The 11,348-nt window shown below is 43.6% G+C and carries 11 protein-coding genes and 1 riboswitch; of the genes, 4 read left to right on the top strand and 7 right to left on the bottom strand.

The features are described 5' to 3' along the window. Window positions 1-81 precede the first annotated feature (81 nt). Window positions 82-582, bottom strand: coding sequence for a GNAT family N-acetyltransferase (locus SFC25_RS14030; protein ID WP_411215883.1), 501 nt, complete (start codon window positions 580-582; stop codon window positions 82-84). A gap of 145 nt (window positions 583-727) precedes the next feature. Between SFC25_RS14030 and SFC25_RS14025 the strand changes: the two genes are divergently transcribed. Further along, window positions 728-1,030: a hypothetical protein gene (locus tag SFC25_RS14025; protein ID WP_411215882.1), complete on the top strand. Its 303-nt coding sequence runs from the start codon at window positions 728-730 to the stop codon at window positions 1,028-1,030. Continuing rightward, window positions 1,031-1,234 (top strand): helix-turn-helix transcriptional regulator, encoded by a 204-nt coding sequence (locus tag SFC25_RS14020; RefSeq protein ID WP_411215881.1) that lies wholly within the window; start codon window positions 1,031-1,033, stop codon window positions 1,232-1,234. 201 nt (window positions 1,235-1,435) lie between these two features. Here SFC25_RS14020 and SFC25_RS14015 read toward each other — a convergent pair whose 3' ends face one another. The 5 genes from SFC25_RS14015 to dhaK form a co-directional block, all read right to left on the bottom strand. Further along, entirely contained in the window at window positions 1,436-2,002 is a 567-nt protein-coding gene (locus tag SFC25_RS14015) for a histidine phosphatase family protein (RefSeq protein WP_411216097.1), read from the bottom strand. A gap of 42 nt (window positions 2,003-2,044) precedes the next feature. Continuing rightward, the gene (locus tag SFC25_RS14010; RefSeq protein WP_411215880.1) at window positions 2,045-2,659 is read right to left on the bottom strand and encodes an NUDIX hydrolase; all 615 of its coding nucleotides are present in this window, start codon (window positions 2,657-2,659) and stop codon (window positions 2,045-2,047) included. 27 nt (window positions 2,660-2,686) lie between these two features. After that, a complete protein-coding gene (locus tag SFC25_RS14005) occupies window positions 2,687-3,742 on the bottom strand; it encodes an NAD(P)H-dependent flavin oxidoreductase (protein ID WP_411215879.1) in 1,056 nt (351 codons plus the stop codon). 18 nt (window positions 3,743-3,760) lie between these two features. Continuing rightward, the gene (locus SFC25_RS14000) at window positions 3,761-4,234 is read right to left on the bottom strand and encodes a VOC family protein (RefSeq protein WP_411215878.1); all 474 of its coding nucleotides are present in this window, start codon (window positions 4,232-4,234) and stop codon (window positions 3,761-3,763) included. A 174-nt stretch (window positions 4,235-4,408) separates the two neighbouring features. Next, entirely contained in the window at window positions 4,409-6,151 is a 1,743-nt protein-coding gene (gene dhaK / locus SFC25_RS13995) for a dihydroxyacetone kinase subunit DhaK (RefSeq protein ID WP_411215877.1), read from the bottom strand. Between the two features lie 126 nt (window positions 6,152-6,277). Then, window positions 6,278-6,382: riboswitch (SAM riboswitch) on the top strand. Window positions 6,383-6,482: 100 nt separating this feature from the next. Between dhaK and sfnG the strand changes: the two genes are divergently transcribed. Together sfnG and SFC25_RS13985 are read left to right on the top strand one after the other, a co-directional pair. Beyond that, entirely contained in the window at window positions 6,483-7,565 is a 1,083-nt protein-coding gene (gene sfnG, locus SFC25_RS13990) for a dimethylsulfone monooxygenase SfnG (protein WP_411215876.1), read from the top strand. A 230-nt stretch (window positions 7,566-7,795) separates the two neighbouring features. Next, window positions 7,796-8,995, top strand: a complete 1,200-nt coding sequence (locus SFC25_RS13985) for a DUF4317 domain-containing protein (RefSeq protein ID WP_411215875.1) — start codon at window positions 7,796-7,798, stop codon at window positions 8,993-8,995. 44 nt (window positions 8,996-9,039) lie between these two features. Here the strand turns inward: SFC25_RS13985 and SFC25_RS13980 are convergent, their stop codons facing one another. Next, on the bottom strand, window positions 9,040-11,136 hold the full coding sequence (locus tag SFC25_RS13980) for a bifunctional metallophosphatase/5'-nucleotidase (protein WP_411215874.1): 2,097 nt from the start codon (window positions 11,134-11,136) through the stop codon (window positions 9,040-9,042). Window positions 11,137-11,348 lie beyond the last annotated feature (212 nt).

The raw sequence follows: 11,348 nt of genomic DNA, 5'->3' as shown, positions 1-11,348 counted from the left end.
TATTTAGACTAGAGAGTAAAAGTATTGTTACTATAAGGATCCTGCATATTAGATATTTAATATGCGGGATCTTATTTTAAATCAGATCTTTCTAGAATGTCTTAATTTAATATAAGCTGGATATTCTGGGTCAGCTTTGTCATATTGAAATTTGAATCCTTTGGCTTCGTAAAAAGGAATCCCTTTCCTATTCCCTTTTTGTACAGATACCCATTGTTCTTTGGCTCCGTATTCCTCTTTTTGTTGCTTTGTGATTGCATCGAGTAATTTAGTTCCAATGCCTTCTTTTCTTCTTGTAGGATCAAGATATATGACGAACAACTCACCTACCTCATCACCTATCATTCCACCTCCAGCTGCTCCAATTACTTTTCCTTCCTCAACCGCTACAAAATACCCGCCCCAATCACGATTCGAAATTGTTACTTCTTTTAAAATTCGTTCGTGATTATAAAAGTCCTTAATAACTCTTTCAATCCACTCTTTTGAGTGGGTGTCACCATATGTAGCCCAGTATCCTTCTGTACACACACGAGCAATACCTTCAACGTGACTTTCATTAGCCTTCATAATTTTAATCATTTAAATCAAAATCCTTTCTGCTTTAATGAAAATATTAGTATTATAGATGAATGCTTGAAATGTAAAAAGTATTTGACATTTTTGAAGCTAATGCTACAATATCAAGTGTCAAATACTTTTTACATTTTTAAGGAGTGAAATGAAAATGGATTGGGTTAAAATTGTGTATTCAGCTATATTGTTAGTTTGCGGAATCCTGATTTTTGTTGCAACATTTTCTAAAAAGGGTGATGAAAGAAGGAAGTTTATAAAGACAAAGGCTCAATCATATGCGTTTATCATCGTTATAGGAATGCTCATTTTAGAAGTTGCACAGTCCATTTTTCTGACTATCCAGGGGAATACTTCTTATAATGGCAATGGTATCTCGCCAATAGTGTTTTTGACAGTGATTTCAATTATATATCTGGTAACATTGCTAATTTACCGAAAAAAATATGGTGATTAAATGAAAAACAACATTAAAGAATTGCGGAAATCAGCGAAATTATCCCAGGAAGAATTGGCTAAACTCTGCAAGGTCTCCAGACAGACAATAAATGCAATTGAAAATGATAAATACGACCCTACATTACAATTAGCGTTTGAAATAGCTTCTGTATTGGATACCACAGTTGATGAACTTTTCATCCGTGAATCTAATGGAAAGTGATAAAAGACCTCACAACGAGGTCTTTTTTATATACTTCTCGACTTATTAGCAGTGCTGGAGTTTGACTTTGACCAGCTACTTTATTCTACCAATTTACCAAACTGTAACAAATAACCTGCTGTACACGTTATTTTGACGTTCCATAACAAATCATGTACTAATCTTTACATGTAATAAGGCAGGCTGCATTATATGTACGCTTTACAGTGGGAGCTTATTTATCTTCGACAGATCATTCCCATTGAATTCCATCCTGTATATATCAGGCTTGGTTGATTGTAATAAGAAATCCAAATCATATTGACTGTCATAATACCCCATCATCAGTGTCATGACAGCACCATGTGTACCTATCACTATTTTAGATCCCTGACAGGTTCTCAGAAGATCCTCCAATACTGCTACAGCCCTTTTCTGACAAGCTGCATTCGACTCTGCTCCTGGCAGGGAGAAGTTGGGATCAGCAAAGGATTTCTTCAACAAAGGTAAAAGTTCCTTATCAGATATCCGCGTATTACCAGATGTAAAGGCTCTTTCCCGCAGATCCTCAATTTTCTCTACTTCTTTTCCAGCATATTCTGCCAAGCCTCGGATTGTTTCAACCGCACGGGTATATGGACTAGAAACAAACACTCCTATTCCTTCTTCCTTGAAGGACTCGGCAATTTTTATAGCATCCCGCTTTCCTTTGTCAGTCAAACCTCTCGTTCTTTCATTGCCTTCCTTAGGTGATTCGCCATGTCTGACCATATAAATGATAGTAGTTATGCTTACACCTCCAATCCTTAATCTCACTGTCAGAAATTAAGACTAATCAAACACGCTAGGTTTTTCGGGGTTACGCAAAGATTCGAACAGCATCGTGACCTGGGCCTCCGTATTTCTTTTCAGTGACAATGGCGGCAGCTCCGATTCACCAAAAAAGCCAATTTCACTCGTTTCCACACTTTCCTGTGCTCCCCCGCCAACAATCTCGCATTGAAGGAAGATCTTGTAGTAGTGGAACATTTGCGGTTTGTCAGTATGCTTATCCGAATCCAGGACCGCTAAAAGCTTCTTCGGCACAACGTCGTAGCCCGACTCCTCTTTGATTTCCTTCACGGCATTCTCACTCGCCGACAGCCCTACCTCACAAAAACCGCCTGGCAGCGACCAGCGTTCATCCATCTTCTCCTTCACTAAAAGCAGCTTTCCATCCTGGAATACGACTCCGCGTATGTCCAGTTTCGGAGTAGGATACCCTTTTTGTGCTGCAAGTGCTTCTCCTACTTCCTCAGCTGACTGACCTGTATAGTTTGAAATAATCTCCACGCTTAGCTGCTGTAGTTCTGCATATCTTTCCTGATCGAATACATCTTTAGTAAAATGCAGTCCTGCTTGGGAGATCGCCTGTATTCTTCTTGCCCATTCCAACCATTTTTCCAAGACTATCACCTATTATTCATTATCGTTTTATGCTTCGTCTACTAGTTTATGCATCAATTCCTCTGCAGTGATAGGCTCTGCTAAATTTGGGTTTTGCCCACACCATAGGGACATCATGTTTCTATCACTATTTTGTGCGGCTGCGGAGCGGATAGACTTTGTCAATGTATTCTGGATAGGAAAATCAGGCAGCTTCTGTTCAACATTCCGCATGTCACGGATAAAGTCATTCTCGATGCCTCTGGCTGCCTTGCCGGAGAACGCTCTTGTCAAGGTTGTCTTGTCCTCTTGCTGTCCCTCAAGAATAGCTTGTTTATGTAATATATTTGCACCGCTTTCTTTACATGTTAAAAACGCAGTTCCGAGCTGTGCAGCTTGCGCCCCTAAACATTGGGCCGCCAGTACGCCGCGGCGGTCCATTATACCTCCAGCAGCAATGACCGGAATTTGTACCTTATCGACAGTTTGCGGTATCAGGGCCATCAGTCCAATCATGCTTTGTTCCACTCCCGCCATGAAGTTGCCTCGATGGCCGCCTGCCTCACTTCCCTGCAGGACAACTGCATCCATTCCAACTGCCTCAATTGCCATCGCCTCTGACAGAGTAGTTGCTGTACCGATTGTGTATGTACCCGCTTGTTTCAAAGATTGGATGACATCAGGAGAAGGGATACCAAAAGTGAACGAACACACTGGCACTTGTTCTTCTATTACGATTTTCACTTGATCAAGGAATACTTTTAGGGTTTGTTCATAAGAGATGAATTCACTCTTTGCACCTGAAACGCCTAGTTTTTCCTGAAAAGGCTGAAGTGATAGCTGTGCCCTGTGAATGACATCCTTCTCTTCTTGGTAAGGACTTGGTACAAATAAATTGATACCAAATGGTTTGTCTGTTCCAGCCTTTACTTCTTCTATTTCGTGTCGGGTGCTTTCAGCATTCAGATAACCAGCTCCAATCATCCCTAACCCGCCTGCTTCAGATACAGCCGTCACTAATTCAGCTGTTGTTATTCCTCCCGCCATGGGTGCTTGGATAATTGGATGAGAGATGGATAAGGCTTCAAGTAAACGGTTGGTCATTTTCTGACTTCTCCTTTCCTATTCTGCACTCTGATTAATAGCGTTTTCTTTCTCCCATTCACTCAAATACATTCTTGAAGTAATATTGTTTGGGTTAGCTATCTTCGTTATCAGCTCCAAACTATTTCCGTCCGGATCATTAAAATGGATCTTTGCATGTGCCATTCCATCATGCGCCATCACAAAAGGCTCATGGGGACCAAATCCAAAAGCCTCCCTCGGCTGATATCCTCTATCTTTCAACCATTCGGATGCTCCTTTTAGATTTTCCAAACTTACTTGAAATGCAATATGTCTGATTGACGGATGATAGGCAAGCTCCGCTTTATCTGATTCCCAGAGACCAAGCCAGCTGTGATCTTTTTTTATCCAAAAGAAAGCTAACCTATTTTCATGGATATGGGAGAGCTCGAGCCCCAGCCCTTCATAAAACTTGATAGATTGGTGCAAATTACGCACTGGGAGATGTGCTTCGTATAAACCTTCTATCATTTCTTCCCCTCCTCTATTATCTTTTTCTATCAATATATACAATCTTATATCAGAAAAGGATTGTTAATATGACATATAGTTTTTATTTATAAGGTATGGCCCTGACACGGCTGCTACAGACGAATGTAAAAGGCTGTGGAGAAAGCTCCACAGCCATTTCTAATCATGCAGCTATCACTTTAGACTATCAGCCAACTCTGTAAAGATAACTCCTAATGCATGCGCTCCTGCATCCGGATAACCAAGGCTGCGCTCTCCTACCGTACCTGCGCGTCCCATCCTTGCAACGATTTCCTTCGTCTTATCAGCGCCAGTCACTGCAGCCTCAGCACCTTTTTTGAAGGCTGTCTTCACGCTGTCACTATCTGCCGCACTCTGCTTCCAGCTGTCCGCACATGGCGCTAACGCATCAATCAATGTCTTATCCCCGACCTCGGCTCCGCGGCCAAATGAACGTTCTCCAATATCCTGGATGGCAGAGACGACACGCCGCAGCAGTTCCGCGAATTCTGTTACAGAAAGTCCTTGCTTCCCTTCTGCTGCTTTTCCGGCAGCTCGGAATGCACCACCCCAGATCGGACCTGATGCACCGCCGCAATGTTCCATGATTACCATGGAAGAGGCATCGAAGAAGCTTGCTATCGTCAGGTCATCTTGTCCGATGATCTGTTTCCATTCACGTTTCAGCTGACGGAAGCCTTTCGCGACACTGTTACCGAAATCACCATCGCCAGCGTGGGTATCCAGCTTATTGAAGGCAGCTTCATTTTCAATGATAATCTCGCTCATTTTATCTACTAAGTAGATGATGTTTTCCAGTGTGATAGAGTCCTCTTTTACTATTGCATATGAATTATCCGTTTCTACCTGGTAGGATACATCGGCATTATCTGCTATTTCTTGGAAATCAGAAAATGCTGGCTGCTCCACAGGTCCATCAATCTTGAAAGCCGGTGTATCAGACTGGCTGGAAAGCAGTGTACGCAGCTCATCATCCAGTGACATGATTGTTACGGAAACACCTGCCATATCAATGCTGGTCATATAGTTTCCTACGAATATCCGGTTTACCTTTATATTCCGTTCAGCCAGTTCACGATTGACCGATTGATTGAACAGATACAATTCTTGTAATGGTGTTCCGCCAAATCCGTTAATCAATAAAGCTGCATCTTCTTCCGGCTGTCCTTCCTTCAGCAGATCATCAACCATCTGTTTGGCTAGCTCGTCAGCTGAAAGAACTTTTTCCCGTCGTATGCCAGGTTCCCCATGAATCCCGACGCCATACTCCATTTCATCCTCTGCAAGCTTGAAGGTCGGTTCACCTCCTGGCAATGTACAGGACGTCAACGCAACACCGATGCTGCGCGTATGGGAAACAGCTTTTTCCGCTACCGCCTTCACCTGCTGCAAGTCACGGCCCGCGGCTGCAGCTGCTCCGGCGACCTTATGTACAAGCACGACGCCAGCGACACCTCGTCTTCCTACTGTATACAGACTATCTTCCACTGCAATATCATCATCGACCTTCACATAATCTACTTCCAGCCCATCTTCTTTCGCGAGGTGGGCCGCGTTTTTGAAGTTCATAATATCCCCGCTGTAATTCTTGATGATAAGAAGTGTACCTTTTTCTCCTGCCGTCTCCTTGATAGCTTGATACACTTGGATTTGGGAAGGAGAAGCAAACATATCGCCACATACCGCTGCATCCAGCATACCTTCCCCGACAAAGCCTGCATGAGAAGGCTCATGCCCGCTTCCTCCCCCGCTGATTAAGGTAACCTTATTTGTCTGCGGCTGTTTTCGTTTGATCACTTTATACTTCTTCAATAATTCAAGTTCCGGGTGAGCCAATACCAATCCGTGACACATCTCCAGGACAACATCCTCTGGTCGGTTAATGATTTTTTTCATCGGTTATCCTCCTCTTATACAAGCAAAAGTGTCTTTCTTCCTACAGCTTAACAGAACAATTCAGGAATTGCACAAACTAGATTGACAAGTCTGAATACTTTGTTTACAATCACTAAAAAAATAGTTTTCTTATCAAGAGAGGCGGAGGGACTGACCCTGTGAAGCCTCGGCAACCGACTGTCAGCAGCACGGTGCCAATTTCAGAAGGATATTGCGTCCTGAAGATGAGAAGCGTGAACGGATGGTAGTTACATACCCGCAGCCCTTCTCTATTGTAGAGAAGGGCTGTTTTCGTACACGTCTTGATAAGCGGGCTGGTGGAGGGTAAATCATGACGAATATAAAATTTGCTTATTGGGTACCGAATGTGAGCGGCGGGCTGGTCATATCCAAATTGCCTCAGAAAACGGACTGGAGTTTTGCGGCGAACAAACGTTACGCGCAAATCGCTGAGCATAACGGCTTTGAATATGCTTTGCTGCAAACACGTTTCATCGCAAGCTATGGTGCTGATAAACAGCTTGAAGCGATAACCCTCGCTTCTGCCCTGGCAACCGTCACCGAAAAATTGAACCTAATCTCCGCTGTTCATCCAGGGCTTTGGCATCCAGCTGTTTACGCTAAAATGCTTGCTACTCTGGACCATATCAGCGGCGGACGTGCCGCTGTCAATGTTGTCAGTGGCTGGTTCAAACAGGAATTCATCAGCTACGGTGAGCATTGGCTGGACCATGATGAACGCTACCGTCGTTCCGAAGAGTTCATCCGTGTGCTCCGGGCATTGTGGGAAGAAGAGCATGCTACCTATCGAGGAGACTTTTACAGGCTATCCGACGCCCCTTTGAAACCAAAACCAGAAAAGCAAATCCCTATATTCCAAGGCGGCAATTCCGAAGTGGCCCGTGACATGGCTGCTCGTGTTTCCGATTATTATTTCATGAACGGCAATACACTCGAAGGCTTTCAGCAGCAAATCCAAGACGTGAAAGCTCGTGCCGCCAAACAAGGCCGTGATGTAAAGTTCGCTGTAAATGGCTTCGCCATCGTCCGTGACACAGAAGAAGAAGCTGTATCCCTGCTGCGTGATATTGTAAGCCATGCCGATACGGAAGCTGTCGAAGGCTTCCGTGAGTCCGTCAAGGACGCTGGTCAAGCAACCCGCAGCAAGCAAGGCATGTGGGCAGACTCTTCCTATGAGGATCTTGTTCAATACAACGATGGCTTCAAAACCGGCCTGATCGGCACTGCAGAACAAGTTGCTGAGCAAATTATCAAACTGAAACAAATTGGTGTCGACCTTGTTCTAACTGGCCACTTCCATTACGAAGAAGATCTGGAGCGCTTCGGTCGCAAGGTTATTCCGCTTGTTCGGGAAAAAGAAGCCGCACTGGAGGATGTAAAGCAGCCCATTTGATATGGGCTGCTTTTATTTTGTGAACTCGATAATCAATAATAGCAAACATCATTTTTATTTAGGACTTTCTTCCGCTAATTCGTTTATCTTCTTATCTTAAACCAAACTATCCATCGTCCTTTTTGATATATTTTCAAAATCCAACATTAAAAGTGCCGTTTCGCAATCTATCTCTATGTTAAAATAAGTGAACATGCTTTTCACTCTATCAATAAGGAACGGGAATCGATATGAATAAAAAAGACATTGCAACTATCCGCAGGCAGTTCAAAAAAGGCAATGATAAACTTAAAATCTCTGATATTTTCAATGTATATATCATGAAAGAATCCAGTGACATTTATCATCATGAAAGTATGCCTTTCGGTATGCTGGATGAGGATCAGCAGGAGCTATTCCTCGGTAATTTCAAGAAGGTGCTCGCTGGCCAGCTGGATGAAAAATTATTCGAACTGAAATTCAAACGGGATGCCGAAGACAGCAGCCAGTTTATCCTGCACCGAGGCTTACTTACCAATGATGTGGAAGAATGGACTAACGATATGCTGAAGCTCGTTGCCAAGATGCTGCAGGACAGACAGTATGAGCACGACGTGGTCATCTCATTTATTAAGGCTGAATACCTGAAAGCCCAGAAACGCCAGGGTGATGATCCAGAGGAAAGTGCCAATGATACGATGTACTCCCACTCCTTCCTTCTGTGCAGCATTAATAAGACGCAGGAACCGAAAAAAGAATTGGAATTCGACTATGTGGAAAGAGAATTCAAATACAACGTCACAGTAAATCCTGTCATCAACTTGCAAGCACCACTATCAGGCTTTTTGTTCCCTTGCTTCAACGATAGTGCCGCTGACGTGAACCATGTCCTCTACTCTACTGCAAAAGCATTCGAGCCAGACACAGCATTTATTGAAGATGTTTTAAATGCTGAAGAAATCATGACAGCAAGAGATGATAAAAGCGTCTTTGAAGAGATAGTCAAAGATATCACTGGTGATCAGCTTAATACTTCTGCACTTGCCAGTGTGTATGAGGAAATCAATCGCGTGGTCGAAGAAAATGAAGAAGACGAAGCACCTAAGCTTGATCGGCAGGATATCCAGCGTGTCCTGACAATGAGCGGTGTAGAAGATGTGACCCCAGAAAAAGTGGAACACGCTTATCAAAAGGTCATTGACGATGAGAAATATGAAATGAAGGCAACCAGTGTATTGCCAAAGTACAATTCCAAATCGATTAAAATCAAAACGAAGGTTGCCAATATTGCAATCAGCCCGGAAGATCTGCGCTACGTACGGCAAGTTGTCTTCAACAATAAACGCTGCATCATGATTGAAGTTGAGGAAGATACCGTTATTGAAGGGTTTAAAATGGCAGAAGAGGCCTTGGTTAATAAAGTTAACAGAGAAGAAGTTGAACAGTTATAAAGAAAAAAGGATGCTGCATCACGCAGCATCCTTTTTTGTATGAGTTAAGCTTTCGCTTTCTTCCTTTTGAAGATAAAGAGAACTGCACCAACAGCAAGCAATACTGCTCCCGCCAGCATGTACGTATACATATTTGTTGCCGTGTGTGGAAGCTTACTTCCACTGCTGATCGGGCTGGTATTGTCATCAGAGACTTTTACTACGCTTCCACCTGTACTGCTGCCGTTGCCGCCATTATTTTGGCTGCTTGGAGGTGGTGTGCTGTCTTTATCATCCTGATTATTTTTATCTTCGTCTGAAGGTTGAGTATCATCTTTCGGGTCTTCCTGTGGTTTGTCCCCTGGATTGTCATCTTGATCGTTACCATCATCATCCGGATCTGGCTTGTTCGGATCTGGGGTTACTGGAACTTCTGGATCTTCTGGTGTTTCATCATTCGGATCTCCTGCCGGTGGTTCTGTCGGCTCCGGATCAGCTCCTAGCAAGTCAGTAATACGACCCTCTATGACTGGATCAACAACACCTTTCAAATCTTCCACCATGTAGTCACGGAATTGTTCCCAATCGATTTCACCAAGATCCTGCACGCGTCCTTCTGCATACGCTTGGGCGAATACTTCATAACCGTCTCCGCCTTTGGCAGTGAAGTTATTTGTTGTTACCAAATAGGTTTGATCTGGATTGATATCCACATATTCTTCACCGTTTTTCACTTGCATGCTTACAACACGGGAACCTGCTTCCTTTGTGCTGTCATAAGCAAACTTCATACCGGAAACTTGCAGGAAGCCGCCGCTTTCTTCCGGAGCCATGCGAACACTGTACTCAAGGATCTGCTTGATTTCATCTCCAGTCAATTGCACAACTGCCGGGTCATTTCCGAACGGTAATACTGTAATGACTTCCCCGACTGTAATCGGACCTTGATCAATTGCCGCCCGGATTCCGCCGCCATTTTGCATAGCAATCGATACTTCCGGCATTTTCTCCTTTGTTTTGGCAAGCATTGCATCCGTAATTAGATTTCCTAATTCCGTTTCGTTTGCCCGCACACTGACGTCACTGTCAGTAAGTCTAGGGTTGGTAAGCGGTTTTTGTGCTACTGCTCCTGTCTCTTGATTAGACACTTGATCAACTTCCGATTTATACGCAGTAAGTGTATTAAGTGCTTCTGGATCTGCTTGTTTTTGTGTTACATCTATCAAATGACCAGCAGATTCTGTTACAACGCCTTGCTCGTTAAAGAGTACATCAAGTTCCCCTAGATATTGTGCATATTGATATGCCTGTACAATAACTGTAGGGTCTTTTGCAGCACCATTTTCATCCGTCGCAACAACAGTCGGCTCATTTAACTGTGTATGAGAATGACCGCCCACAATGACATCAATCCCGTCAACCTGCTCTGCCAGCATCAAATCATTACCGACTGAAGGGTTGCTGTCATAGCCAAGGTGAGAAATAGCGACGATTTTATTAACTCCCATGTCTTCAAACGCTGCAACTGCCCGCTCTGCTTCGGCGGCATAATTCGTAATCTTTGCAGCACCTGGGCTCGATGTCATCAAAGTCTCTTCCGTAGTGAGTCCGAAGATACCAATCTTCTCTCCGTTTACTTCCTTCACCATTCCATCGTATACCGTGCTATCCAGCGCATCTTCTGTAAATGTATTGCTAACTCGGCCGCCCGCAAAAGGATCAGCGGATAAGTCCACGTTCGCGGATACAAATGGGAAGTTTGCACCTTCGATGAATTTGTTCAAAGAAGCATGACCATTCTCACTGGAACCAAGGTCAAATTCATGGTTCCCGAACGTCATTGCATCAATATCCATCATGTTTAACAGCGCCAAATCCGCTTGCCCTTGAAATTGATTGAAATAAAGCGTTCCAGAAAAAACATCTCCTGCATTAAATAGCAAAGCATTTGGCTTATCTGCACGAACTTCCTTCACCGCTGTCACCATATTCGCCAGCGGCTCCACACGCGCGTGTGTATCATTCATATGCATGATCGTCAAAGAAAAATCTTCTCCATTTTCATCAGCAGCGTATGTACTGGTTGGTAAAACTATCGATGATAGAATAGCTATAATTGCCGCACTGCTAAGTGAAAACTTGAAACGCCTCTTACCTTTCATAAGATCAATACCCCCAAATTAATAGTGAATTTCCGACAAAGCGCACTACTCCACTATGCCAGCCTTGTCGACTCTTCTACATTATTGTAGACGCCGCCTCTTATACACATCTCCGAGCCCACGCGACTAATTCGAATCTCGTCTGCCGTCTTCTTCTTGAAAAACAAAAACGACCTTGAACACCATACATAATCTTATTTCATTAAAGTTTT

The sequence above is a fragment of the Terribacillus saccharophilus genome, assembly GCF_046592595.1.
GTDB lineage: Bacteria > Bacillota > Bacilli > Bacillales > Amphibacillaceae > Terribacillus > Terribacillus saccharophilus_C.
The sequence above is the reverse complement of the archived record's forward strand: the minus strand, read 5'-3'. Positions and strand labels throughout refer to the sequence as shown.

What these genes read in the sequence shown, in the direction of transcription:
- SFC25_RS14030 (WP_411215883.1), bottom strand. Translation starts at nt 582, where the DNA reads ATGATTAAAATTATGAAGGCTAATGAAAGTCACGTTGAAGGTATTGCT.
- dhaK (WP_411215877.1), bottom strand. Translation starts at nt 6,151, where the DNA reads ATGAAAAAAATCATTAACCGACCAGAGGATGTTGTCCTGGAGATGTGT.
- SFC25_RS14020 (WP_411215881.1), top strand. Translation starts at nt 1,031, where the DNA reads ATGAAAAACAACATTAAAGAATTGCGGAAATCAGCGAAATTATCCCAG.
- SFC25_RS14000 (WP_411215878.1), bottom strand. Translation starts at nt 4,234, where the DNA reads ATGATAGAAGGTTTATACGAAGCACATCTCCCAGTGCGTAATTTGCAC.
- sfnG (WP_411215876.1), top strand. Translation starts at nt 6,483, where the DNA reads ATGACGAATATAAAATTTGCTTATTGGGTACCGAATGTGAGCGGCGGG.
- SFC25_RS14005 (WP_411215879.1), bottom strand. Translation starts at nt 3,742, where the DNA reads ATGACCAACCGTTTACTTGAAGCCTTATCCATCTCTCATCCAATTATC.
- SFC25_RS13980 (WP_411215874.1), bottom strand. Translation starts at nt 11,136, where the DNA reads ATGAAAGGTAAGAGGCGTTTCAAGTTTTCACTTAGCAGTGCGGCAATT.
- SFC25_RS13985 (WP_411215875.1), top strand. Translation starts at nt 7,796, where the DNA reads ATGAATAAAAAAGACATTGCAACTATCCGCAGGCAGTTCAAAAAAGGC.
- SFC25_RS14025 (WP_411215882.1), top strand. Translation starts at nt 728, where the DNA reads ATGGATTGGGTTAAAATTGTGTATTCAGCTATATTGTTAGTTTGCGGA.